This window comes from Caballeronia sp. 11_S32 (genome assembly GCF_056930355.1).
In genome coordinates, this window is sequence record NZ_JBXOWH010000003.1 from 497245 (window position 1) to 522962 (window position 25718).

At 63.4% G+C, this 25718-nt stretch carries 22 protein-coding genes and 1 tRNA gene; 13 read left to right on the plus strand and 10 right to left on the minus strand.

The features are described from left to right. Positions 1-5 precede the first annotated feature (5 nt). From AC1Z32_RS13925 to AC1Z32_RS13935, 3 genes are all read left to right on the plus strand, one after another. On the plus strand, positions 6-2435 hold the full coding sequence (locus tag AC1Z32_RS13925) for a sensor histidine kinase (RefSeq protein ID WP_483479206.1): 2430 nt from the start codon (positions 6-8) through the stop codon (positions 2433-2435). Continuing rightward, positions 2436-3149, plus strand: coding sequence for a response regulator transcription factor EsaR (gene esaR / locus AC1Z32_RS13930; protein ID WP_483479207.1), 714 nt, complete (start codon positions 2436-2438; stop codon positions 3147-3149). Positions 3150-3233: 84 nt separating this feature from the next. Continuing rightward, a tRNA-Phe gene (locus AC1Z32_RS13935) sits at positions 3234-3309 on the plus strand. A 129-nt stretch (positions 3310-3438) separates the two neighbouring features. On the opposite strand, the gene AC1Z32_RS13940 is transcribed toward AC1Z32_RS13935, so the two are convergent. Next, positions 3439-4827, minus strand: coding sequence for an Ig-like domain-containing protein (locus AC1Z32_RS13940; RefSeq protein ID WP_483479208.1), 1389 nt, complete (start codon positions 4825-4827; stop codon positions 3439-3441). 1077 nt (positions 4828-5904) lie between these two features. On the opposite strand from AC1Z32_RS13940, the gene queC reads away from it, so the two are divergent. The 5 genes from queC (at position 5905) to AC1Z32_RS13965 (ending at position 9408) form a co-directional block, all read left to right on the plus strand. After that, on the plus strand, positions 5905-6639 hold the full coding sequence (gene queC / locus AC1Z32_RS13945) for a 7-cyano-7-deazaguanine synthase QueC (protein ID WP_483479209.1): 735 nt from the start codon (positions 5905-5907) through the stop codon (positions 6637-6639). Between the two features lie 25 nt (positions 6640-6664). Beyond that, positions 6665-7297 carry a 7-carboxy-7-deazaguanine synthase gene (queE, locus tag AC1Z32_RS13950; RefSeq protein ID WP_483479210.1) on the plus strand — a complete coding sequence of 211 codons (633 nt, stop codon included), beginning with the start codon at positions 6665-6667 and terminating at the stop codon, positions 7295-7297. A 17-nt stretch (positions 7298-7314) separates the two neighbouring features. After that, entirely contained in the window at positions 7315-7761 is a 447-nt protein-coding gene (gene queD / locus AC1Z32_RS13955) for a 6-carboxytetrahydropterin synthase QueD (protein WP_483479211.1), read from the plus strand. A 187-nt stretch (positions 7762-7948) separates the two neighbouring features. After that, positions 7949-8731, plus strand: coding sequence for an HpcH/HpaI aldolase family protein (locus tag AC1Z32_RS13960; protein WP_483479212.1), 783 nt, complete (start codon positions 7949-7951; stop codon positions 8729-8731). After that, positions 8728-9408 carry a tetratricopeptide repeat protein gene (locus AC1Z32_RS13965; protein ID WP_483479213.1) on the plus strand — a complete coding sequence of 227 codons (681 nt, stop codon included), beginning with the start codon at positions 8728-8730 and terminating at the stop codon, positions 9406-9408. The genes AC1Z32_RS13960 and AC1Z32_RS13965 overlap by 4 nt, the downstream gene beginning before the upstream one ends. 71 nt (positions 9409-9479) lie before the next feature. On the opposite strand, the gene rodA is transcribed toward AC1Z32_RS13965, so the two are convergent. The 5 genes from rodA to AC1Z32_RS13990 form a co-directional block, all read right to left on the minus strand. Beyond that, positions 9480-10628, minus strand: a complete 1149-nt coding sequence (gene rodA, locus AC1Z32_RS13970; RefSeq protein ID WP_483481628.1) for a rod shape-determining protein RodA — start codon at positions 10626-10628, stop codon at positions 9480-9482. A 23-nt stretch (positions 10629-10651) separates the two neighbouring features. Further along, positions 10652-12943, minus strand: coding sequence for a penicillin-binding protein 2 (gene mrdA, locus AC1Z32_RS13975; RefSeq protein WP_483479214.1), 2292 nt, complete (start codon positions 12941-12943; stop codon positions 10652-10654). Between the two features lie 89 nt (positions 12944-13032). Continuing rightward, the gene (gene mreD, locus AC1Z32_RS13980) at positions 13033-13545 is read right to left on the minus strand and encodes a rod shape-determining protein MreD (protein ID WP_483479215.1); all 513 of its coding nucleotides are present in this window, start codon (positions 13543-13545) and stop codon (positions 13033-13035) included. After that, a complete protein-coding gene (gene mreC, locus AC1Z32_RS13985; protein ID WP_483479216.1) occupies positions 13542-14663 on the minus strand; it encodes a rod shape-determining protein MreC in 1122 nt (373 codons plus the stop codon). Before mreC ends, mreD begins: the two co-directional genes overlap by 4 nt. Positions 14664-14861: 198 nt before the next feature. Beyond that, positions 14862-15905 (minus strand): rod shape-determining protein, encoded by a 1044-nt coding sequence (locus AC1Z32_RS13990; protein WP_004189550.1) that lies wholly within the window; start codon positions 15903-15905, stop codon positions 14862-14864. Positions 15906-16281: 376 nt separating this feature from the next. Between AC1Z32_RS13990 and gatC the strand changes: the two genes are divergently transcribed. From gatC to AC1Z32_RS14015, 5 genes are all read left to right on the plus strand, one after another. Then, positions 16282-16581 (plus strand): Asp-tRNA(Asn)/Glu-tRNA(Gln) amidotransferase subunit GatC, encoded by a 300-nt coding sequence (gatC, locus tag AC1Z32_RS13995; protein WP_483479217.1) that lies wholly within the window; start codon positions 16282-16284, stop codon positions 16579-16581. Positions 16582-16641: 60 nt separating this feature from the next. Further along, on the plus strand, positions 16642-18135 hold the full coding sequence (gene gatA, locus AC1Z32_RS14000; RefSeq protein ID WP_483479218.1) for an Asp-tRNA(Asn)/Glu-tRNA(Gln) amidotransferase subunit GatA: 1494 nt from the start codon (positions 16642-16644) through the stop codon (positions 18133-18135). A 2-nt stretch (positions 18136-18137) separates the two neighbouring features. Continuing rightward, entirely contained in the window at positions 18138-19607 is a 1470-nt protein-coding gene (gene gatB / locus AC1Z32_RS14005) for an Asp-tRNA(Asn)/Glu-tRNA(Gln) amidotransferase subunit GatB (protein WP_483479219.1), read from the plus strand. A 153-nt stretch (positions 19608-19760) separates the two neighbouring features. Next, the gene (locus AC1Z32_RS14010; RefSeq protein WP_483479220.1) at positions 19761-20600 is read left to right on the plus strand and encodes a PPK2 family polyphosphate kinase; all 840 of its coding nucleotides are present in this window, start codon (positions 19761-19763) and stop codon (positions 20598-20600) included. Between the two features lie 25 nt (positions 20601-20625). Then, positions 20626-21411 (plus strand): exodeoxyribonuclease III, encoded by a 786-nt coding sequence (locus tag AC1Z32_RS14015; protein ID WP_483479221.1) that lies wholly within the window; start codon positions 20626-20628, stop codon positions 21409-21411. A 12-nt stretch (positions 21412-21423) separates the two neighbouring features. On the opposite strand, the gene AC1Z32_RS14020 is transcribed toward AC1Z32_RS14015, so the two are convergent. Genes AC1Z32_RS14020 through metX form a run of 4 tightly spaced genes read right to left on the minus strand, consistent with a single transcriptional unit; the run spans position 21424 to position 25424 of the window. Beyond that, positions 21424-22341, minus strand: coding sequence for a M48 family metallopeptidase (locus tag AC1Z32_RS14020; protein ID WP_483479222.1), 918 nt, complete (start codon positions 22339-22341; stop codon positions 21424-21426). Then, complete coding sequence (locus AC1Z32_RS14025; protein ID WP_483479223.1) at positions 22338-23624, minus strand: AmpG family muropeptide MFS transporter; 1287 nt, start codon at positions 23622-23624, stop codon at positions 22338-22340. The genes AC1Z32_RS14020 and AC1Z32_RS14025 overlap by 4 nt, the downstream gene beginning before the upstream one ends. Before the next feature lie 49 nt (positions 23625-23673). Further along, entirely contained in the window at positions 23674-24282 is a 609-nt protein-coding gene (gene metW / locus AC1Z32_RS14030) for a methionine biosynthesis protein MetW (RefSeq protein ID WP_321794122.1), read from the minus strand. Next, positions 24279-25424, minus strand: coding sequence for a homoserine O-succinyltransferase MetX (metX, locus tag AC1Z32_RS14035; RefSeq protein WP_483479224.1), 1146 nt, complete (start codon positions 25422-25424; stop codon positions 24279-24281). Before metX ends, metW begins: the two co-directional genes overlap by 4 nt. Positions 25425-25718 lie beyond the last annotated feature (294 nt).

The following is a 25718-nucleotide window of genomic DNA, read 5'->3' on the forward strand; positions in this document are numbered from 1 at the left end:
CGGACATGAAGAGTTTCGTCGTCCGGCTGCTGGTCTCCACGGTAGCGCTCACGGCGGTTCTGCTGCTCGTGATGCTCGCGCTCGCCAGCGCGAACACCGAGTTCTTCGACCGCTACTACGGCTGGCTCTATGCGGCGAACGTCGCGGTGGCGATCGTCTTCATGCTGATCGTCATCAGCCTCGTCGTCATTATCGTGTCGCGGGTGAGGCAGGGGCGCTTCGGCACGCGGTTGCTGGCGAAGCTCGCGCTTATCTTCGCGCTCGTCGGCGTGGTGCCGGGCGCGATCATCTACGTGGTTTCGTATCAGTTCGTGTCGCGCAGTATCGAATCGTGGTTCGACGTGAACGTCGAGACGGCGCTCACATCGGGCCTGACGCTCGGGCGCGGCATGCTCGAAACCTCGCTCGCCGATTTCAAGAACCGCGGCCGTCAGATGAGCGATCAGCTCGCGAGCGCCGATCCGTCTAGTCTCACGCTGTCGCTGCTGCGCCTGCGCGATCAATACGGCGTGCAGGATGCGGTCGTGTTCGAGCGTCCGCGCGATCAATACAACCGCGAGGATCTCGCGTCGAGCAGCGGCTCGCAGCGTGTGGCGGGCTTGCGCACGGTCGCGCAGGCTTCGGGCAATTACTACGCGCTGCTGCCGGCCAACGAGCCGACCAGCACGATGCTGAAGGAGGCGCAGGATCATCCGTACGGCGCGATCGAAGGCGAGATCGACGGCGATCCGAAATCGAACGGACCCAAGGGCGCGCTGCGGCTGCGCGTGGTCACGAAGATTCCCGATCCGACGACGACCACGGAATTCCAGCACGTCGACCGCTTCCTGCAGATCGAGCAGCCCGTGAGCCAGGAGCTCGCGCGCAACGCCGACGCCGTGCAGCGCGCGTATCGCGAGTATCAGGAGAAGCGGCTCGGGCGCACGGGCTTGCGCAAGATGTATATCGGCACGCTGACGCTCGCGCTCTTCCTCGCGACCTTCATCGCGATGATGCTCGCGCTCGCGCTTGGCAACCAGTTGGCGCGACCATTGTTCCTGCTCGCGCAGGGCACGAAGGAGGTGGCCGAAGGCGACTACACGCCCAAACGCGAGATCAATTCGCGCGACGAACTCGGCTTCCTTACGCAGTCCTTCAATGCGATGACGCGGCAGCTATCCGAGGCACGCGCGGCGGTCGAGAACAATCGCATCGCGCTGGAGCACTCGAAGGCGTATCTGGAAAGTATTCTCGCGAACCTCACGGCGGGCGTGTTCGTGTTCGATCGCCAGTTCCGCCTGACCACCGCGAATCGCGGCGCGGAGCGCATCTTCCGCCAGCCCTTCGGCGCGCTGCTCAATCACCCGCTCGATCGGATCGACGTGCTGGCCGAGTTCGGCGCGATGGTGAGGAAGGCGTTCGCCGAGCGCGATGCGGCGGCGGTCGGCAGCGGGCATCCGGTTGGCGACCGCGGACACTGGCAGCAGCAGGTCGCGGTCACCGTGCCGGGCGAGAACGATCCGCTGACGCTGCTCGTGCGCGGCACGCAGTTGCTGAGCGTGACGGAGAGCGAATCCGAGGATGCGGAGACGACCGGCTACGTCGTCGTGTTCGACGACATCTCCGACGTGATCTCCGCGCAGCGTTCCGTCGCGTGGGGCGAAGTCGCGCGGCGTCTCGCGCACGAGATCAAGAATCCGCTCACGCCCATTCAGCTCTCCGCCGAGCGCCTGCAAATGAAGCTCGCGGACAAACTCGCGCCGCCGGACGCGGACGTGCTCAAGCGTGCGTCGACGACTATCGTCAATCAGGTGCAGGCGATGAAGCAGATGGTCGATGACTTCCGCGAATACGCGCGCACGCCGCCCGCGGTGCTCGGCAATCTTCAACTGAACGATCTCGTCGCCGAAGTGCTGACGTTGTACGGCATCGAAGAAGGCAAGAGCCCGATCAAGGTCGACCTCGCGAAACTGCCGGTGATTCGCGGCGACGCGACGCAGATCCGCCAGGTGATCCACAACCTGCTGCAGAACGCGCAGGACGCCGTGGCCGAAGTCGCGGAGCCGCGCGTGCTGCTCGAAACGAGAACAGTAGAATATGGCGAGCCCGATGCATCGGGTCATGCGCGAGTCGCTGTTCGTCTGACGGTCTCGGATAATGGTTCGGGCTTCCCGGCGCGCATACTTTCGCGTGCTTTCGAGCCTTACGTGACAACGAAAGCGAAAGGCACGGGCCTGGGACTTGCAACGGTGAAGAAGATCGTCGACGAGCACGGCGCGCGCATCGACATACGCAACCGCTCGAAGGCAGCGGATGTGATCGAAGGGGCGCAGATATCGATTCTGTTTCTACAACTCGCGGACGATACCGCAGCGCCCGGCGCGACGCCTCCGGGGGCCGGTGCGGCGGCGAATCAGGGAACGACAAAAGCAACAGTGCAGACAAGGGCAGCGTAAATGGCAACCATCCTGGTGGTAGACGATGAAATGGGGATCCGGGAACTGCTCTCCGAGATCCTGAGCGACGAAGGCCATGTCGTGGATGTGGCGGAGAACGCGCAGGTCGCGCGCGACTACCGTCTGCAGCAGACGCCCGATCTCGTATTGCTCGACATCTGGATGCCCGACACCGATGGCGTGACCCTGCTCAAGGAGTGGGCCGCGCAGGGCAAGCTCACGATGCCGGTGATCATGATGTCGGGTCACGCGACCATCGACACCGCAGTCGAAGCGACGAAGATCGGCGCGCTCAACTTCCTCGAAAAGCCCATCGCGCTGCAAAAGCTGCTGAAGGCCGTCGAGCAGGGGCTTGCGCACGGCACCGCGGCGGCGCCGGTAGCGGCAGCCGCGAAGCCGCCGGCGAGCGCGAGCGCATCGGGCGTGCCGGTGGCGGCCGCATTGCCGACGGCATCGGCGTTGCATGCATCGAACGATGCTGCGGCGGGCGGCGCGGGGCAGAATCAGGCGGGACAGACTGCATCCATCTCGTTCGACATCCCGTTGCGTGACGCACGCGATGCGTTCGAGCGCGCGTACTTCGAGTATCACCTCGCGCGCGAGAACGGCAGCATGACGCGCGTCGCGGAAAAGACAGGGCTCGAGCGCACGCATTTGTATCGCAAGCTCAAGCAGTTGGGTGTCGATCTCGGGAAGAACAAGAACGAGGTTTGAGCGCCATGTTCGAAGTTTTTTAGAAAAATGCGCAGAGGGGCTTGAGGGGCGCGATAGTCTCTGCTATAGTTTCACCTCTTCGTTGGCCCGGTAGCTCAGTTGGTAGAGCAGCGGATTGAAAATCCGCGTGTCGGTGGTTCGATTCCGCCCCAGGCCACCAGAATGCAAGAAGCCCGAGAGTGTTATCACTCTCGGGCTTTTTCTTTTCTTGTTCTTTTCCGCACGTACAGATTCGAAAGCGGACAGTTCGTGGCAACGAACCGCCCGCTTTTTTTCACCTGGCCGATCCTTACTTCGGATTTGCCGCGACGAAGTTCTTGAACGCCGTGTACTGCGCCTTCTGCGTTATACCGTCGTTCTTCAGGAGACCGTACGCGCCTTCGCCGCCAACAGGGTCGTCATACAGCTCGTACGTCTGAATCGCCTGAATGTTGTACTTCGCCGCCACCGCGACGAACTCCGCCATCATCTTGTTGCCGACGAGATAGTCCGCGATCTGTTGATCCGTGCCGAGCCACGGACGCACGCCGAATTCGTTGAGCCAGATCGGTTTGCCCATCTGTTGCAGCGTCGCGAGGACGTCGTGGCAACCCGTGCCGCCGCACGCGTTGCTGATGTCGCCCATATCCGAGTACCAGTGCCACGCCGTGATGTCCCAATTCACGATGGGATGGCCAGTCGAGCCATCCGGCTGCGTGCCGTTGGCGAGCATCTGGTCGAAGCCGTAGTGCAACCACGTGCCACCGCCCATGATGATCTTGCCGTTCGGATCCACCGACTTCACACCCGCGATCATCCCGCGAATCACGCCCCGCGCGATCTGGAACCTGGTGTTGTCGAACTGCTGCGCATAGACGCCGTCCACGTTGCCGGCGAGCGCCTCCGCTTCCAGTTCGTTCGACACCTCGTAGTACGGGTATCGATACGCGGTGGCCGTCCACACGCCGAGCTGATAGCCGGCATTGTAGGCGTCGGTTTCACTGGTGAAGTCGATGCCCATCAGCATCACCGGATACACGGTCACGCCGCCCGCCGCCATTGTCTTCGCGATGCCCGCGAGCTTGTTCGCGCCCCACTGGCTGAACACCTCGTTGCGATACAGCTTCACGCCGAGATCCTGCAACTGCGAGAGCTGCAGCGCCGGGCTGGAGATGTCGTACGCGCCGCCTTCGTTGTTATGGCCGTTCGCACCGTAGAAGATGCTGCTCACCGCCGCAGTGTTCTTCACGACGACGCTCACGTTCTGCACCGAGCGCGTGCCGCCCGACGAGTCCGTGGCCGTGACCTGCCAGGTATGCGTGCCGTTGCTCTGAGCCGTCGTGTCGACGGTCGTCGAGAACGCGCCGTTCGAGGGCGTGGCGTCGCCCGCGACCTTCTTGCCCGTGGTCATGTCGACGACGGAGACTTTCGCCCACTTCGTTCCCGTCGTGCCCTTCACCGTCACGGTGCCGGAGACGGTGGCGTTCGCGGTCGGCGCAGTCACGGTGAACGCGGTTGCGCTGCGGCTCGCCGCATTCACGGTCGATGCCGTGTCGAAGGCGTCGTTGGCGCTGCCACCGCCGCAGGCTGCGAGCATCAGGCTGGTTGCGACCGCGGCGGCGATCAGGCTCGCCTTCGGTGCGGAAAGAACGTCGAGGGCGCAAACGGCGCGAAGATTGGTCTGTGTGAGTTTTTTCATTTTTAGTCTTACTGGTCGTGTGGTGGTGCGTCGGCGATGCCGGTGCCTTCTCCGGAGCGCCGCGAGGGAAGGGCGGATCGGAAACGGACCTGCGGTTCCGCGTGACCCAGCGGATGGGTTCTGAGCTAGAAAGCTATTTCGGACTGCGAAGTGCTGATCCCCGTGGCGTGGCGAGGCGCCCTGACGTCATCGGCGGATGTTGCCTCTGGCGGTCGGATGCGCTGCCAAACGATTGCGCGGTCGTCCGCGCGTCGAGCAATATTTACTCGTTCATGTTACGAATTGAAACAAGCATCGACCTGTATATCGACGTGGCGGCGAGGAGGTTTAGCGAGATTTCTAAAAATTGCGGGCTTTATTCGTTCGTGTTGCAGCAATAATTTCCACATGCCGGTGTCGATTCGCATATCGGCGACGGCGTTCTTTTCGCGGAAATGCAAAGCGGGCAGGCCGCTGGAACGAGAGTCCAGCCTGCCTGCCCGCTTTGCCGACCGAGTGAAGCGTCGGGCTCGAGAGGTCGTATCCGCAGCCTTCGTTGTTGTGGCCGTTCGAGCCGTAGAAGATGGGCGTCGCCGCCGGGGGCTCGCCGGTAGCGGTGACCGCGCTGCTGGCGGCGTCAGCGTTCGCCGCAGCGGTACAAAATGCCTTTAAGCGGCTCTGGCAGCGGCCGAATTTTCCCGGCCGACCTCGCTGGCACGTTCTTCGACGGAACGCGGGATAGCCGCGGCGCAATGGAAAGCCGCCCATACCGCGCCGAGCTCGGCGAACCATCGTGCTCCGTGCTAAAATTCGCGCCGAATTAAGGACTTGCCTCGTCCTCGGACCCGCAAGTCCTTTCCTTTTCGAAGCCCCAAAAACGCGTGCGCGACGCGCCGGAACGAATCCGCGGCGCTCGACCATCCCGCTTCTGTTCCGCTATCGGCGGCATAAATGGCGCGCGCGTCCGGGCGAAGGTCGCCGGCCTATACTGGACTCGCGGGCGTCGCCGCCCGCGCCGCGCATCGCGAAGTCCGGTCACTCCGACTGCCTGTGCGGCGTGCCACGCCAATCTCATTCACGGAGTACGGAGTTTTCACGGTGACTCGGATAGACGCTAAAGACAGCGCGCTCGTGCTGTTCTCCGGCGGCCAGGACTCGGCCACTTGCCTCGCCTGGGCGCTCGAACGTTACAAAACGGTCGAGACACTCGGTTTCGATTACGGACAGCGCCATCGCGTGGAACTGGAATGCCGCGACGGTTTTCGCGCGGCCATCATGCGCGCGTTCCCGCAATGGGCCGAGCGCCTTGGCGAAGATCACACGATCGATCTGTCGGTGCTCGGCGCGATCAGCGATACGGCGATGACCCGCGAAATCGAGATTCAGTCGACGGCGAGCGGCTTGCCGAACACGTTCGTGCCGGGCCGAAATCTGCTGTTCATGACGATTGCTGCAGCAGTGGCGTATCGGCGTGGATTGAAGGTGCTGGTCGGCGGCATGTGCGAGACCGATTTTTCCGGCTATCCGGATTGCCGCGACGACACGATGAAAGCGCTGCAAGTCGCGCTCAATCTCGGGATGGAGACGCGCTACGCACTGGAAACGCCGCTCATGTGGCTCGACAAGGCCGACACATGGCGGCTCGCGGAAACGCTCGGCGGCGAGACGCTCGTCGAGTTGATCCGCGTCGAAACGCACACCTGCTATGTCGGCGAGCGCGCCGAACTGCACGACTGGGGCTTCGGCTGCGGCCAATGCCCGGCATGCAAACTGCGCAAACGCGGCTACGAGGCGTATCGCGCGGGCGAACAGGTCACGACCGCGCCGGTCTGATTTTTACGAGGTTCACGAAGCAGTCATGACGTACGCGGTAAAGGAAATTTTCTACACGTTGCAGGGCGAAGGCGCCAATGCCGGGCGTCCGGCCGTGTTCTGCCGTTTCGCGGGCTGCAATCTGTGGTCGGGACGCGAGGAAGATCGCGCGGACGCCGTCTGCCAGTTCTGCGATACCGATTTCGTCGGCACCGATGGCGAGAACGGCGGCAAGTACAAGACGCCGGCGGAACTCGTCGCGAAGATCGCATCGCTGTGGCCGGAAGGCGCGGCGCACCGGTTCGTCGTGTGCACGGGCGGCGAGCCGATGCTGCAGATCGACCAGCCTTTCGTCGACGCGCTGCATGACGCGGGCTTCGAGATGGCCATCGAGACGAACGGCTCGCTGCCGGTGCTCGATAGCATCGACTGGATTTGCGTGAGCCCGAAGGCGGATGCGCCGCTCGTCGTCACGAAGGGCAACGAGCTGAAGGTCGTCGTGCCGCAGGACAACCAGCGCCTTGCGGAGTACGAGAAGCTCGACTTCGACTACTTCCTCGTGCAGCCGATGGACGGCCCGTCGCGCGACATCAACACGAAGCTCGCGATCGACTGGTGCAAGCGCCATCCGAAGTGGCGCCTGTCGATGCAGACGCACAAATATTTGAACATCCCCTGATTAAACGGTCAGCCGACGTGCAGACGATTACCCGAAAACTCGAATTCGACGCGGGCCACCGCATTCCCGATCACCGCAGCCAGTGCCGCAACCTGCACGGGCATCGCTATGTGCTCGAAATCACGCTGCAAGGCGATCTGGTGGACGTGGAAGGCGCGCCCGATCGCGGCATGGTGATGGATTTCGCCGACGTGAAAGCGCTGGCGATGGAGCATCTCGTCAACAAATGGGATCATGCGTTCATCGTCTATGAAGGCGATGTCAAAGTGCGCGAATTCCTGCAAACGCTGTCGGATCACAAGACCGTCGTGCTCGATCGCATTCCTACGGTCGAGAATCTCGCCGCGGTCGCTTTCGATATCCTCGCGGACGTCTACGACGCGCATTACGGCGTCAATCTGAAGCTCAAGCGCGTGCGTCTCTACGAAACGCCGAACTGCTGGGCCGACGTCGAACGCGGCTGATTGCCCGAGCGCGAGCCGCTCGGAGCACGTCCGGCGCGCGCGCTTCTGTCACGGTATGATCGTCCGATGAGTCGCCCACTATCCGAGGCGGCGAGACACGGAGCGCACGCATGCCGTCACTTCTTCTGTCGTTTTCCTTTTCGCGGCCGCGCGCGGTCATCCTTCAAATCCTCGAAGGAGCCGCGCGATGAGCACGTTCACCAATCCCCTCAAGCAGCGCTTCGCAGAACCGGGCACCGCGTTCGGCCTGTGGCTGTCGCTCGGCAGCGCCGATGCCGCCGAGGCGCTCGCGCACGCGGGCTTCGACTGGCTGTGCATCGACATGGAGCATTCGCCGAACGATAGCGCGGATGTCGTCGCGCAGCTGCGCGCGATCGCCGCCGCGCATCTGCCGAGCGAACCTATCGTGCGCGTGCCGTCCAGCGAGGGCTGGCTCGTGAAGCGCGCGCTCGACGCGGGCGCGCGCACGTTGATGTTCCCGAACGTGCAATCGGCGCAAGAGGCGGCGCGCATCGTAAGCCTCACGCAGTACCCGACCGAAGCGGCGCTGCATGGTCTGCGCGGCGTCGCGGGCATGGTGAGGGCCGCGGCATACGGTATGCGTCGCGATTACGCGACGAGCGCGAACGCGCAGATCGCGACGATCGTGCAGATCGAATCGGCGGCGGCGCTCGAAGCTGTCGACGAGATCGCCGCGACGCCGGGCGTCGATTGCCTGTTCATCGGCCCGGCGGACCTCGCCGCGAGCCTCGGCCATCTCGGCGACGGCAAGCATCCCGACGTGCAGGCGGCAATCACGAAAATCGTCGATGCGGCGAATCGCGCGGGCATCGCTAGCGGCATCTTCGCGCTCGACGCCGCGAGTGCGAAGCAGTACGCGCAGGCGGGCATCAAGCTCGTCGCTATCGGCGCGGATGTGATGTGGCTGTTGAAGGCGACGCGTCAGGCGTTGCAGGAGGCGAGATCATGAAAACCGCCATGGCGTCGGTGGCCGCGGCGCTGAGCCTGTCGATTTCGGGCGGCGCGGCGTACGCCGACAACGCGCCCAGGCCAACCGATATCGCGACGCAAAACGCCGTCGCCGATTACAACGCGGGCAATCTCGGCGCGGCGCGCTCGGAGTTTCGTCGCGCGGCGCAGCGGGGCAGCCGGCTCGCCGAATTCAACTACGCGATGATGCTGCTCAATGGCGAAGGCGGCCCGGTCGACGTGCCCGAAGGGAAGAAATGGCTGCGCCGCGCCGCAGACGCGAACATGACCCACGCACAATACGTGTACGGCAAGATGTACGACGACGGGCAGTTCGTGGACAAGGATCCGGCGGAGGCGCATCGCTGGTTCCTGCGCGCCGCGAATCAGGGCCACGTGCAGGCCGAACTGGCGCTCGCCAATCAGTTTCTCGACGGACGCGGCACCGCCCGCGACAACGTGCAGGCGTTCAACTGGTACAAGAAGGCGGCCGAAGGCGGCGACATGACCGCGCAGTACGTCGCGGGATCGTTCTACGAGCGCGGCGGCGATGGCGTCGAACGCAATCTGAACGTCGCGCGCGCGTATTACGCCGCGGCGGCCGCGCAGGGCGATCCGGCCGCCAAGCTCAAGTATTTGCAACTCAGCGCCGAACTCGGGCAGCAGAAGCCGCAGTGACGCGGCGAGAAAACAAAAAAGCCGCGGACGTATCCACGGCTTTGAGTTGGAATCGGGCCAAGAGACGCTCGCTAACTCTGCATCAGGCGCTTCTGCCGCGCGACGCTCATGATCAGCCCGACCGCGACGCCGAGCGTCGTCAACGCCGTGCCGCCATAGCTCATGAACGGCAGCGGCACGCCGACCACGGGCAGAATCCCGCTCACCATGCCGATATTCACGAACGCGTAGGTAAAGAACGCGAGCGTGAGCGATCCGGCCAATAATCGCCCGAAGAAGGTCGCGCCGTTCGCCGCGATATACAGCCCGCGCGCGATCAGCGCCATGTAGAGGAAGAGCAGCACGAGCCCGCCCGCGAGGCCGAACTCCTCGGCGAATACGGCGAAGATGAAGTCCGTGTGCTTCTCGGGGATGAATTCGAGGTGCGCCTGCGTGCCCTGCAGCCAGCCCTTGCCGAGCGTGCCGCCCGAGCCGATGGCGATCACCGCCTGAATCGTGTGGAAGCCCTTGCCGAGCGGATCGGAGGTCGGGTCGAGCAACGTGCAGATACGGTGCTTCTGGTAGTCGTGCATCATCGGCCAGACGACGTCCGGCTGACAGATCTTGTTCTGGAACACGGCGACGCCTGCCACCGCGATGACCGCCGCAATGAGCACCGGCACGATCAGCTTGAAGCTCAATCCGGCGAAGTAGATGACGAACATGCCCGCCGCGAACACGAGCACCGCCGTGCCGAGGTCAGGCTGCTTCGCGATGAGCCCGACCGGCAGCATCAGAATCAGAAAGCCGACGATGTAATCCCACCAGCGGATATTGCTCTCGCGCTTCTGGTAGTACCACGCGAGCATCAGCGGCATCGCGATCTTCATGATCTCCGACGGCTGGATCACCACGCCGACATTCAGCCAGCGCTTCGCGCCCTTGCGCGTCAGACCGAACGCGGCCACCGCGACCAGCAGCGCGACACCGACCGTATAGAGCGGCACGGCGAAGCGCATCAGCATTTGCGGCGGGATGTTGGCGAGCACCCACATCAGCCCGAACGTCAGCATGATGTTGCGCAGCTGGTCCTCGACGCGGCCGGGCATGTCGAGGCTCGCGCTGTAGAGCGTCACGATGCCGACGCACAACAGCAGGAACACGATGAGCGCGAGCGGTTTGTCGAAGCCCGCGAACATGCGCTTCGCGCGGTCGAACAGTTCGCGCTTGTCGAATTGCATGTGCAGTTGCATGGCGGTTTCCTTTACTCGTCGATGCCGCCGGACGGCGCAAGAACGCGCACGCCGTCCTTGTCATTGCCGCGCACCATGGAGGGCGTCGGCTCCGTCGGGCGCTTTTTCGGCGCGGGCGCGCGGTTGGACGCGGACGCGGGCAGCGCGGCTGCGGGTGTGGCGGGTGTCGTGGGCGTCGCCGATGCGGCGCGAGGCTTCGCGGCCTTCGGTGCGGATGCCGGAAGCGCAGGAGCGGACGCCGCCTTCGCGACATCTGGATTCGACGCCGCCTGAGGCGAAAACGCCGGCGACGAATTCGCGACCGATGCGGGCAACGCCACGGAGGCGGGCGGCTGCGTGCCGCCGATCATCGGCAGGCCGTCGTCGCCGGTGGCCGATGCCGCCGCCGCGACCGCCGCGGCTTCCGCGCCCGGCTTGAGACGGTCGACCAGATAGTAGTCGAGCACCTTGCGCGCGATCGGGCCCGCCGATTCCGCGCCCCAGCCGCCGTTTTCGACGATCAGCGCGAGCGCGATCTTCGGTTGCTCGGCCGGCGCGAACGCGATGAACAGCGCGTGGTCGCGCAGATGCTCGGCGGTCGCGTGTCCCTTGTAATTCGCGCCCTGCAGCGAATAGACCTGCGCCGTGCCGGTCTTGCCGGCGGCGAGATACGACGCGCCCGCGAACACCTTCGCCGCCGTGCCGTTCGTCACGACCCCTTCCATCGCATGTTTGATGACGTCGATGTCCTTCTGCTGCACCGGAATCTTGTCGCTCGGATCGCGCACCACGGCGCGCATGGCCTTCGAGATCGGATTTTCGATATCGCGCACGAGGTGCGGCTTCATCACGATGCCGTTGTTCGCGAGCGTGGCCGTCGCGTGCGCGAGTTGCAGGATCGTGAACGAGTTGTAGCCCTGGCCGATGCCGAGGCTGATCGTCTCGCCCTCATACCAGCGCTGCTGCTCGGGCTTGCGATACGCCTTGCGCTTCCATTCCGTCGACGGAAGGATGCCGCGCGCCTCGCCCGCGATATCGATGCCGGTGATCTGGCCGAAACCCCACGGCTTCATGAAGCCCGCCATCGCATTGACGCCGAGATCGCGCGCGAGCATGTAGAAGTAGGTGTCGTTCGACACGACGATCGCGCGGTTCATGTCGACCCAGCCCTGGCCCGAGCGGACGTCGTTGCGGAAGGTATGGCCGCCGAAAGTGAAGTAGCCCGGATCCTGGAAACCCCAGCCCGGCGTGCGCTTGTGCAGCGAGAGGGCGGCGAGCGCCATGAACGGCTTGTACGTGGAGCCCGGCGGATATGTGCCGTGCAACGGACGGTTCAGCAGCGGGTGATCCGCAGAGTTGTTGAGCGCGTCCCACGTTTGCTGATCGATGCCGTCGACGAACGAATTCGGGTCGAAGCTCGGCGCCGAAACGAACGCGAGAACGTCGCCGGTGGAAGGCTCGATCGCGACGAGCGCGCCGCGCTTGCCCGCGAACGCCTGCTCGGCGATCTGCTGCAAGCCGATATCGAGCGACAGCACGAGATTGTTGCCCGGCGTCGCCTGCGTGCGCGACATCGTGCGCACCGGGCGGCCGCCCGCCGTCACTTCCACTTCCTCGAAACCCGTCAGCCCGTGCAGCTCGGTTTCATAGCTCTGCTCGACGCCGATCTTGCCGACGTAATCCGTGCCCTTGTAGTTGTTGGCGTCGACACGCGGATCGTAGTGATCGGAGCTTTCGTCGTTGGCGTCGCTCGCGTCGTCGATGCGCTCCTGGTCGCGCTGCGAAATACGCCCGATGTAGCCGATCACGTGCGCGGCGGTCGTGCCGAGCGGATATTGGCGGAACAGACGCGCGCGCACTTCCACGCCCGGAAAACGGAAACGCTGCGCGGTGAACTTCGCGACTTCCTCGTCGGTGAGACGCGTGCGGATGGGCAGGCTTTCGAAATTCTTCGAGTCTTCGAGCAGCTTCTTGAAACGGCGGCGGTCGCGTGCGTCGATCGAAATGACTTGCGAGAGTTCGTCGATGGTTTCATCGAGCGTGCCGTTGATCTTCGAGCGCGTGATCTCCAGTGTGTACGCCGAATAGTTCTTCGCCAGCACGACGCCGTTGCGATCCGTGATGATGCCGCGGTTCGGCACGATCGGCGCAACGGAAATGCGATTCTCGTTCGCCTGCAACGAGTATTTGCTGAAATGCCAGACTTGCAGATAGAGAAAGCGCAGCCCGATCAGCCCGAAGCAGACGAACACGAACAGTCCCGCCGCCGCGACGCGCAGGCGGAACTTCGACAACTGTTGCTCGGTGTTCTTTATTTCGGTCATGCAGCTTTCGCGGGTTTCTCGCGATCTTTCGCGATTCAAGTGTAGTTCGCGCGCGGGCGTTTATCCGGCGACGGCGCGCGCTGTCGCGCTCAGATCGGGCGCGTGTCGTCAGGATCGGCGGCGCGCCGTTGCGGCATCAGCAGGAGAAAGCTCGCGATCGGCCAGAGCAACGCTTCGACGAATCCGTTGATCAGATAGCTCCAGCCGGGAAACGCGGCGCCGGTCATCAGGCGGATCACGAACGGCACGAGATGCGCGCCCACGAGCAGCGGCGCGACGACGAACATCTGCACGGGCAGCGCCATCCACAGCACGCGGCGGTGAATTGTGATCGCGCCGTAGGACAGAAGCGTGTAGGCCAGCGCGTGCTCACCGAGCAAGTTCGCGTTATGGACGTCCATCAGGATGCCGAGCATGAACGCGATGCCCATGCCGACCTTGCGCGGCTGATGCACGTTCCAGAACAGCAGCACGAGCGCGACGAAATCCGGCACGCCGATGAGCCGTCCCCAGGGCATCAGGTTCAGCAGAAACGCAGCCGCGAGGCTGAACGTGATGAAGTACGGATTGACCGGCTGCAGAATGTATTGCGGACGATTCATCGCGCGGCTCCCGAGGAAGCGGGCTTGGCCGGTTGCGCCTTCTTCGACGGTTTCGCCGCCGCGCCCGATGCCGCCTTCGGCGCGGACGCCGGTGCCGGCTTTGCCGGGGCCGCCGCTGCGACAGGCGCTGAGCCCGGCGCCGGGCCCGACGCGGCCGCAGGCGCCGATGCGCCGCTTGCGCCGGCAGCAGGCGCCGCCTTCGGCGCGGCTTTCTTCTTGCCCTTGTTTTCCTTTGCTTCCTTGGCGGCCGCGGCCGCTTCGACTTCGATCGGATTCGGTGGCACGTTCACGTTGTAGTGCAGCACGAGCAACTGGCGCGCGCCGCGCACAGCCGCGATTGGCACGCAGACGACGCGCGCGAACGCCGTGTCCGCCTGCTTGTCGACGCGCAGCACCTTCGCGACCGGCAGGCCCGGCGGATAGATGCCGTCGAGGCCGCTCGTCACGAGTTCGTCGCCGGCTTGCACATCGGCGCTGATCGGCACGAAGCGAAGATCGAGCGTATCGCCCTTCGGCGTGCCGTAGATCACGCTGCGCAAGCCGGTGCGCGCGATCTGCACGGGCACCGCCTGATCCTTGTCGGTGAGCAGCGTGACTTCCGATTGCAGCGGAAACACGCGCGTGACCTGGCCGATCACGCCGTCTTCCGTGACGACCGGCGCGCCATCCTGGATATTCTGTTGCGAACCCTTGCCGATCACGACCTTCTGCGTGAACGGATCGCGCGTGTCGTACTGAATTTCGGCGGGTGTTTCTTCGGTGGTCGCGCGCGATTGCAAGTTCAGCAGCGCGCGCAGATGTGCATTCTCGATCGCGAGTTGCGCCGCATCGCCGGCCTTCACGGACAGTTCCAGGTTCTTGTCGGCGAGCTTCTGGTTCTGGCTGCGCAAAGTCGCGCTCGTCACGGCGAGGTCAGCGGCGCCCATGAAGATATCGCGCGGCACGAGCGCCGCGCGCTGCAACGGATATAACCCCGCGCCGAGCATGCCGCGCACGATTTCCAGCGTGCTGAAGCGCGCATCCGAGATGAGCAGCGCGATGGCGAGCACCACGAAGAAAATCAGGCGCGCGAGCGCGGAAGGGCCTTGCTTGAAAAGTGGCGGCGGACTGTATTCCATGGTCGGCGCCGAGGGCGTGAACGGATGGATCGATGCTGCAGGTGATTCGCCGGCGGCGAAACCTGCCCTACGCTGTTCCGACAACGGCCCGGACAATTGCCGGGCCGTGCGCGCGTCGCGTTACGCGGGTGCGTTTGCTTGTCGCGCCGAAGGGCATGACGCTCAAGGGAAGGTGAGCGAAAACCTTCGGCCGGGAGATCACTCGTACGAGAAGATGCTGCCGAGCTTGTCCATGCGCTCGAGCGCCATGCCCGAGCCACGCACCACGCAGGTCAGCGGGTCTTCGGCGACGAGCACCGGCAGGCCGGTTTCTTCCGCGAGCAGGCGATCGAGATCGCGCAGGAGCGCGCCGCCGCCCGTCAGCATCATGCCGCGCTCGGCGATGTCCGCACCGAGTTCCGGGGGCGTCTGTTCCAGCGCGATCTTCACCGACGACACGATCTGGTTCAGCGGGTCCGTCAGCGCTTCGAGAATTTCATTGCTCGAAATGGTGAAGCTGCGCGGAATGCCTTCGGACAGGTTGCGGCCCTTGACTTCCATTTCCTTCACTTCGGAGCCGGGGAAGGCCGAGCCGATTTCCTTCTTGATGGCTTCAGCGGTCTGCTCGCCGATCAGCATGCCGTAGTTGCGGCGGATGTAGTTGACGATTGCTTCGTCGAACTTGTCACCGCCGACGCGCACCGAGCCCTTGTACACGATGCCGCCGAGCGAGATGACGCCGACTTCCGTCGTGCCGCCGCCGATGTCGACGACCATGGAGCCCGTTGCTTCCGACACCGGCAGGCCCGCGCCGATCGCGGCGGCCATCGGCTCTTCGATCAGATAGACCTGCGACGCGCCCGCGCCGTGAGCCGCTTCCTTGATCGCGCGGCGCTCGACCTGCGTGGAACCGCACGGCACGCAGATGATGATGCGCGGCGACGGCGAGAACATGCGGGATTCGTGAGCGGTCTTGATGAACTGCTTGATCATCTGCTCCGTGACGGTGAAGTCGGCGATGACGCCGTCCTTCATCGGGCGGATCGCCTCGATGTTGCCCGGCACCTTGCCGAGCATCTGCTTGGCTTCCTTGCCTACCGCCTGAATGGTCTTCTTTCCGTTGGGGCCGCCTTCCTGGCGAATCGAAACGACCGATGGCTCGTCGAGGACGATGCCCTTGCCGCGCATGTAGATCAGCGTGTTGGCGGTGCCGAGGTCAATCGCCAGGTCGTTGGAGAAATAGCTGCGCAAAAAACCGAACATTCAAAAATCCTGTCTCGCTGGGTGGCCGTTCGTCGCGAGGGGCGCCGGGAACGGCAGCGGAAAAAATAACGGTTTGCCCGGGCGGCGAAGGCTCGCCGTGAAGTGCAAATCCGGGAAGAAATCTACCGCAGAATGGAACGCCATACGCAAACGTTTCTCGCAATTGACTGATTCAGGGAGAAAGCCGCTGACAGAGCGTTCCAGAGGTGAGTCGAACGTGTAATGATACCTTATAATTTGTGGGCATCTATAGGAAAAGGCTGGCAGTTTTTGCCATCGCCATACCTGCTTCCGAGGGCTCCTCCCGAGATCGTAACTAGCTGTCACAGCGAAAGTTTTCGAGATTGGGGCTGTCCACGCTTTCTCCGGTGATTCCATGTCTTTGACCCTGACCGACGTAAAACGCATCGCGCACCTGGCGCGGCTCGAATTGCCCGATAACGAGGCCGAACCCACGCTCGCGCGGCTCAACGATTTTTTCGGTCTCGTCGAGCAGATGCAGGCGGTCGACACGACCGGCATCGAGCCGCTCGCGCATCCGATCGAGCAGATCGAGGAAGTCGCGCTTCGTTTGCGTGACGACGCTGTCTCAGAGCGTGTCGAGCGCGAAGAGTTCCAGCGCTCCGCGCCCGCGGTGCAGGACGGGCTGTATCTCGTGCCGAAAGTCATCGAGTAACCGTCGAATATCCAGCGCAAAGCGCGTGGCACAAAGTGCCGCGCTCATCAGGGAACTGCAATGCATCAGAAAAGCTTGACCGAATTGCGCGCCGCGCTCGACTCGAAGGAGATCTCCGCGGTCGAACTGGCGCAGTCGTATCTGCAACGCATCGAGGCCGCGAAGGACCTGAACGCGTTCATCGGCATCGATCGCGAACTCACGCTCGAACAGGCGAAGGCCGCCGACGCGCTCATCGCGCAAGGCAACGCGGGCGCGCTCACCGGCGTGCCGGTCGCGCACAAGGACGTGTTCGTCACGCGCGGCTGGACGTCCACGGCCGGCTCGCACATGCTCGAAAACTACGCGAGCCCGTTCGATGCGACCGTCGTCGATCGTCTGAAAAACGCCGGCATGGTCACGCTCGGCAAGACCAACATGGACGAGTTCGCAATGGGCTCGTCCAACGAGAATTCGTACTTCGGCGCGGTGAAAAACCCGTGGGACCTGAAGGCGGTGCCGGGCGGCTCCTCCGGCGGCTCGGCCGCTGCCGTGGCCGCGCGTCTCGCGCCCGCCGCGACCGGCACGGACACCGGCGGCTCGATCCGCCAGCCCGCGTCGTTCACCGGCATCACCGGCATCAAGCCGACTTACGGCCGCGTTTCGCGTTACGGAATGATCGCGTTCGCGTCGTCGCTGGATCAGGGCGGGCCGATGGCGCAAAGCGCCGCCGACTGCGCGCTCCTGCTCAACGCGATGGGCGGCTTCGACGAGCGCGATTCCACGAGCCTGCAACGCGAGAATGAAGACTACACGCGCTATCTCGGCAAGACGTGGAATGGCGGCGATGCCGCGAAGCCGCTCGCGGGCCTGCGCATCGGCATGCCGAAGGAGTACTTCGGCGCCGGTCTCGCCGACGACGTGCGCGCTTCCATCGACACCGCGCTGAAACAATACGAAGCGCTCGGCGCGACGCTCGTCGAAGTGTCGCTGCCGAAGACGGAACTTTCGATTCCCGTGTACTACATCATCGCGCCGGCGGAGGCATCGTCGAATCTGTCGCGCTTCGATGGCGTGCGCTACGGGCATCGCGCTGCGCAGTACAAGGACTTGCTCGACATGTACAAGAAGTCGCGCGCCGAAGGCTTCGGGCCGGAAGTGAAGCGGCGGATTCTCGTCGGCACGTACGTGCTCTCGCACGGCTACTACGACGCGTACTACCTCCAGGCGCAGAAGATTCGCCGCATCATCGCGCGCGATTTCCAGGAAGCGTTCAAGCAGTGCGATGTCATCATGGGGCCGGTCGCGCCGTCGGTTGCGTGGAATCTCGGCGAGAAGGCCGACGATCCCGTGCAGATGTACCTCGCCGATATCTACACGCTCTCCGTGAGCCTCGCGGGTCTGCCGGGCATGAGCGTACCGTGCGGCTTCGGCGCGGGCGCGAATGCGAATCGGCCGGTCGGTCTGCAGATTATCGGCAACTATTTCAACGAAGCCCGGATGCTCCAGGTCGCCGACGCGTTCCAGCGCGCGACCGACTGGCACCGCAAGGCACCATCGGCATCGGGAGTGTGAACATGCAGTGGGAAGTCGTCATCGGTCTGGAAACGCACGCGCAGCTTTCCACCGTCTCCAAGATTTTCTCGGGCGCGCCCACTCAGTTCGGCGCGAGCCCGAACTCGCAGGCGAGTCCCGTCGATCTCGCGCTGCCCGGCGTGCTGCCCGTGATGAACAGGGGCGCCGTCGAGCGCGCGATCCGCTTCGGCCTTTCGATCGGCGCGCATATCGCGCCGCGCAGCATCTTCGCGCGCAAGAACTACTTCTATCCGGATCTTCCGAAGGGCTATCAGATCAGCCAGTACGAGATTCCGGTCGTGCAGGGCGGTCAGATCACGATCCAGGTTCCGGCCAATGAAAAGGCGGGCTGGCAAGCGTATTCGAAGACCGTCAACCTGACGCGCGCGCACCTCGAAGAGGACGCGGGCAAGTCGCTGCACGAGGACTTCGCGGGCATGACGGGCATCGACCTGAACCGCGCGGGCACGCCGCTGCTCGAGATCGTCACCGAGCCGGAAATGCGCAGCGCCGCGGAAGCGGTGGCGTATGCGAAGGCGCTGCACGGGCTTGTCGTGTGGCTCGGCATTTGCGACGGCAACATGCAGGAAGGCTCGTTCCGCTGCGACGCCAACGTGTCGGTGCGTCCGGTGGGCCAGAAGGAATTCGGCACGCGCGCCGAGATCAAGAACCTGAACTCGTTCCGCTTCCTCGAAGAGGCGATCCAGTACGAAGTGCGCCGCCAGATCGAGTTGATCGAGGACGGCGGCACCGTGGTTCAGGAAACGCGTCTCTACGATCCGGACAAGCGCGAAACGCGCTCGATGCGCAGCAAGGAAGACGCGCACGATTACCGCTATTTCCCGGATCCGGACCTGATGCCGCTCGTGATCGAATCGTCGTGGATCGAGCGCGTGAAGGGCGAAATGCCTGAGCTTCCGGCGGACATGCAGAAGCGCATCGTCGATACCTACGGCCTCACGCCGTATGACGCGGGCGTGCTGACTTCGTCGAAGGCGATGGCATCGTACTTCGAGGCGCTCGTGCAAAAGGCGGGCGCGGCGCAAGCGAAGATCGCCGCGAACTGGATGATGGGCGACGTCTCCGCGCAACTGAACCGCGAATCGCTCGAGATCAGCGAATCGCCGGTATCGGCGGCGCAGTTGGCGCTGATCGTGCAGCGCATCGCCGATGGCACCATCTCGAACAAGATCGCGAAGGACATCTTCCAGACGATCTGGGACGAAAAGGCGACGGACGAAGGCGCGGCGGATCGCATCATCGAGGCGAAGGGCCTGAAGCAGATTTCCGACACCGGCGCGCTCGAAGCGATCATCGACGAGGTGCTCGCGGCGAATCAGAAGTCGGTCGACGAATTCCGCGCGGGCAAGGAGAAGGCGTTCAACGCGCTGATCGGCCAGGCCATGAAGGCGACGAAGGGCAAGGCGAATCCGCAGCAGGTGAATGAATTGCTGAAGAAGAAGCTGTCCTGAGCGCACCTGTGCATCGTTGCTCCGCGCGTGCGGAGACGGACTTTGCCCTGAGCACGTTCGGGCGTTTCACGGTCCGAAAGATGTAATGATGAACGGGCTGTTGCCGGTCGAGCCAGGCAGCAGCCCGTTTTCATTGGCGAGAGGAAAAAAGACATGGCTAAGAAACCCGAACTCGACGACTTTCGCGTGCCTTTCTTCGACGGCGGCAAGAAGCTGAAGCCCTTCGATCTGAGCTCAGTCGATCCCTCCGCGAAACCGTTCTCGACCGGCATGAAGGACGCGGACCGCGAACGTCTCGCGGTGATCGGCGCACAGCTCGACGACCTTCAGGAGAAACTGCACGCGCAGCGCCGCCGCCGCGTGTTGTTGATCCTGCAAGGCACCGACACCAGCGGCAAGGACGGCACCGTGCGCGCGGTGTTCCAGAATGTCGATCCGCTCGGACTGCGCATCGTGCCGTTTCGCGCGCCCTCGGAGCGGGAGGCCGCGCACGATTTCCTGTGGCGCGTGCACGCGCAGGCGCCGATGGCCGGCGAACTGGCGATCTTCAATCGCAGCCACTACGAAGACGTGCTCGTGCCGCGCGTGCTGAAGACGATCGATGCCGACGAATGCGAGCGGCGCTATCGTCATATCCGCGAATTCGAGTCGCTGCTTGCGGATAGCGGCACGACCATCGTCAAATGCTTCCTGCATATTTCGAAGGACGAGCAGCGCGAGCGACTGCAGGCGCGCATCGACGATCCGACGAAGCACTGGAAGTTCGATGTCTCCGATCTCGACGCGCGCAAGCAATGGGACGACTATCAGGCGGCGTATGCGGACGCGCTCGGCGCGACCTCGACCGAATACGCGCCGTGGTACATCATCCCGGGCAATTCGAAGACGCATCGCAACGTGATGATCGCCGAGCTGCTGTTGCGCACGATGCAGGGCATGAAGCTCGAATTCCCGCCGGCGAAGGAATCGCTGAAAGGCGTGAAGGTCGAGTAATACGAACTCAAGAAAAAGGAAGCGTATGTTTCGCGTGATTACCGCCAATCTCAACGGCATCCGTTCGGCCGCCAAGAAAGGTTTCTTCGACTGGTTCGGCGAGCAGAAATCCGACGTCGTGTGCGTGCAGGAAATCAAATGCTCGCAGGATGATCTGACGCCGGAATTCCTCGCGCCGCACGGTTTCCAGGGCTACTTCCAGCATGCGGTGAAGAAGGGCTACAGCGGAGCGGGCCTCTATACGCGCCACGAGCCGGATGACGTGGTCATCGGCTTCGGCTCGGAGGAGTTCGACCCGGAAGGGCGCTATGTGGAAGCGCGCTTCGGCAAGCTGTCGGTGGTGTCTGTGTATGTGCCGTCGGGGTCGAGCGGCGACGAGCGTCAGCAGGCGAAATACCGCTTCATGGACGAGTTCATGCCGCATCTCCACGAGCTTTCGAAAGAGCGCGAAGTCATTCTGTGCGGCGACGTGAACATCGTGCACAAGGAAATCGACATCAAGAACTGGAAGAGCAACCAGAAAAATTCCGGCTGCCTGCCCGAGGAGCGCGAGTGGCTCACGAAGCTTTTCGACGACGTCGGTTATGTCGATGTGTTCCGCACGCTGGATCAGCGTCCCGAGCAGTACACGTGGTGGAGCAACCGCGGCCAGGCGTACGCGAAGAACGTCGGGTGGCGTATCGACTATCAGATCGCGACGAAAGAAGTCGCCGCGACCGCGAAGAAGACATCGATTTTCAGGGACATCAAGTTCAGCGACCACGCGCCGCTGACCATAGACTACGACTGGAAACTCGGCAAGAAGAAGTGACGCAGGCGCGGATCAGCGGCCGGTCTTCTTGAACCGGCCCATGCCCGCGTAATTCGGCAACTGGTCGATGGTCTTGCCGAGCGCCTTCGCATAGAGCGGCATCATGTCCGGCATGCGCTTGAGCAGATCCTGCCTGCGTTCCGGCCCATACGGATGCAGCCAGATGAAGCCGTCATCCGCGCGCCGCGTTCCCGAATCGATCTTGTTCCACAAAGTCACGGCCGCGCGCGGATCGTAACCCGCGCGCGAGGCGATCTCGCTGCCAATCACATCGGCTTCGGTTTCGTCGGCGGGCGAATACCGCATCGAAAGCAGTTCGTCGCCGATATCCGGCTGCTGCGACGAATAGTTCGAAAAGCCGAAAAGCTGCGGCATTCCGTTCGAGGAGAGTTGCGCCGCCTGCTGCCGCCCGAGGCGCTCACGCGCGTGCTCGCGCAACGCGTGCGCGATCTCGTGGCCGGTCATCATGCCGATCTCGTTATCGTTCAGACGCAGCTTGTCGACGAGCCCGCTATACACGACGATCTTCCCGCCCGGCAGGCAGACCATGCGCGTGTCCGGCGACTTGATGACGTTGATCTCCCACTTCCAGTTCTTCGCCCGATCGTTCCACTTGAGCGCGAACGGAATCTCGTGATTCGCGATATCGCGCACGCGTTTGACGAGCGGATTGTTATCGGGAAGCAGGGTTTTGTTGCGTTCGGCGTCGTGGATGACCTGCGCGTATTCCTCGGCGGACTGCGCCTCGAGCGTCGCGGGTGGAATCAGGTTGCGAAAGAGCGCCGTATTGCCGAAACGGATCTGACTGTTCGGCGCGGAGTACGGCGGCGGCGTCTTCGTTTCGTCCTGAGCATGCGCGGACAAGGGCGCGAGCGATGCCGCCAGTGTCCATGCGCAAACCGAGGCGCGAAGCTTGAAAGAAACCGTCATCGTTGAGTTCTCCAGGGCGCGATTTTCGGCAACAGTAACATGCCCGGTATCGACAGCACGACGCAGATCATGAAGTACGGAAACCAGCCCGTTTCATTCACGATATAGCCGCTGCCCGCCGCGGCGAAGGTGCGCGGCACGGCCGCGAGGCTCGTGAAGAGCGCGAATTGCGTCGCGGTGTAGCGCGGGTCCGTCGTGCTGGCGATGTACGCAGTGAAGGTGGCGAGCGTCAGACCGGTCGCGAAGGTTTCGAAGCCGTACAACACGCCCAGCGCCAGCGGCGACGGCCCGATCTTCGCGAGCCACGCGAAGCCGAGCGTCGCGATGATTTGCAGCGCGCCGAAGATCCACAGTCCGCGCGCGATGCCGATCTTCACCAGCGCGATGCCGCCGAGCAGGCCGCCCGCGATGCTTGCCCAGAACGCGACTGCCTTTGCGATCACGCCGATCTGCGCGAGCGAAAAGCCGATGTCGAGGAAGAACTTCGTGGCGAGCGCGGTCGCCATCGTGTCGCCGAGTTTGTAGAGGAAGATGAAGCCGAGCACGAGCAGCGCCGCGCGCCAGCCGTCGCGTGTGACGAACTCGTGAAACGGTTCGACGATCGCCTCGCGCAGATTCTTCGGCGGCGCGCCGTGGATCGCCGGTTCCTTGACGACGAGCGTCATGACGAGGCCCGGCAGCATGAACGCCGCGGTGATCAGGAACACGGTTTTCCACGGCAGAAAGGCCGCGAGGATCAGCGAGAGCGAGCCGGGCACGAGCCCCGCCACTTTGTACGCATTGACGTGCACCGCGTTGCCGAGCCCCTGCTCGGTATCGGCGAGCAGTTCGCGGCGGTAGGCATCGATGACGATATCCTGGCTCGCGCTGAAGAACGCGACGAGCGCGGCAATCGCCGCGACGGCCCACAGGTTCTGCTCAGGCGAGAAGAACCCGAAAGAGCCGATGGCAACCATCACGAGCACTTGGGTGAGGAACATCCAGCCGCGCCGTCTGCCGGGACTCCAGCCAGGGAAGCGTGGAATGAAGCGGTCCATCAGTGGCGACCACACGAACTTCCAGGTGTACGGAAGTCCGATGAGCGCGAAGAGGCCGATCTCCTTCACGTTGATGTGCGCGGTCGTGAGCCACGCCTGCAGCAGGCTGTAGAGCGTGAAGAGCGGCAATCCGGACGAAAAGCCGAGAAAGACGCAAATGAGGATGCGCGTGTTGAGAAACGCGCGCCATCCGGGATGATCTTCGTGTGCGGTTAGAGCGGGCGCCTCGTGTGGCGTGTCGGGCATGTCGAATCTGGAGAAGCGGTGTTGTCGATGCGCGATACGCCGGGACGAATCACCGGCGCTTCACGCGATAGACCGCAAGACTACCACGCCAGTTCGCGCCCCAACGGACCGACTGCCCGTCGTGCAGCACCACGCGGTCCAGAATCTCGATGCCGACTTCCGGCGCGAGCGCTTCGAAGTCCTTGATCGTGAGCACGCGCACGTTCGGCGTGTTGTGCCATTGATAAGGCAGCGACTTCGACACCGGCATGCGTCCCTGAATCACCGAGAGCCGATGCTGCCAGTACCCGAAATTCGGAAACGACACGATGCATTGGCGCCCAACGCGCACCGTCTCGCGCAGGATCGCGGCGGTTTGATGAATCGTCTGCAGCGTCTGCGAGAGAATCGCGAAATCGAAGCTGTCATCTTCGAAGAGACGCAATCCGTCTTCGAGATTCTGCTGGATCACGTTCACGCCTTTTTGCGCGCACGCGAGCACGCCGGCATCGTTGATTTCGATACCGTAACCCTTCACTTCGAGTTCTTCGCCAAGGAGCGAGAGCAGCGACCCGTCGCCGCAGCCGAGATCGAGCACCGTCGAGCGCGGCTCGACCCAGCGCGCGATGGCGCGAAAGTCCGAGCGCAGCGCGAGCGAATCAAGTGTGTGCTGGTTCATGCGCCGACCTCCGTGGCGATGCGTTCGTAGTAGGCGCGCATCAGGTTGTGATAGCGCGCGTCGTCGAGCAGGAAGGCGTCGTGGCCGTGCGGCGCGTCGATTTCCGCGTAGCTCACCGTGCGCTTGTGGTCGAGCAGCGCCTTCACGATCTCGCGCGAGCGCGCGGGCGCGAAACGCCAGTCCGTCGTGAAGCTGGTGATGAGATATTTCGCGCTCGTGTTGGCCAGCGCTTTCGTGAGATCGCCGTCGAAGGCTTTCGCGGGATCGAAATAATCGAGCGCGCGCGTGATGAGCAGATACGTGTTCGCGTCGAAGTATTCGGCGAACTTGTCGGCCTGATAGCGCAGATACGACTCCACCTCGAACTCGACATCGAAGCTGAAGTTGTATGCGTCGAGCGCGCCTTCGGCACGGCGCAGCGCGCGGCCGAATTTCACGGCCATGTCGTCGTCCGACAGATACGTGATGTGGCCGATCATGCGCGCGACGCGCAAGCCGCGGCGCGGCTTCACGCCATGCGCGTAATAATCGCCGCCGTGGAAATCGGGATCGGAGAGGATCGCGGAGCGCGCCGTTTCGTTGAACGCGATGTTCTGCGCGGACAGCTTGGGCGTTGACGCGACGACGATGCAATGCGCGAGCCGCTCCGGATACATCATGCTCCACGCGAGCGCCTGCATGCCGCCGAGGCTGCCGCCCATCACGGCCGCGAAGCGCTCGATGCCGAAGCGGTCGGCGAGACGCGCCTGCGCGTTCACCCAGTCTTCGACCGTGACGACGGGAAAGCTCGCGCCATAAGGCTTGCCGGTTGCGCGGTCGATGCTCATCGGCCCGGTCGAGCCGAAGCACGAGCCGAGATTGTTCACGCCGATCACGAAGAAGCGATTGGTATCGAGCGGCTTGCCGGGACCCACCATGTTGTCCCACCAGCCGACATTCTTCGGGTTATCGGCATGAATGCCCGCGACGTGGTGCGATGCGTTCAATGCATGGCACACGAGCACGGCGTTCGAGCGCGCGGCGTTGAGCTCGCCATACGTTTCGACGACGAGCTCGTAGTCGCCGAGCGACGACCCGTTCTGCATCGCGAGCGGCTCGGTGAAGCGCAGTGTTTGGGGAGTGACGATGCCGATCGATTCCATTCATTCCGCCTTTGACCAAGCGGCTAAACGGTGTCGGCGATGCGCGGAGATACAGCGATGGCGCGGCTGACGACCTCTTTAGCCGCATTTATAGTGAACCTTCAGCGATGAAGCACTGAGGCTCGCGCGCCCGCAATCGAGTCAGCAAATCGGCGCGTTGTTGATGTTCGAGAAACTCTCGTTAGCGGTGAAGTATAGCGGAAAACGTCATAACGCCGCGAATCGGCGCGCTGCCTGGATGCGGCCCGCTTTTATGCCTATATTGACTAATCGTCTCGATTTGCGGAGATGCGC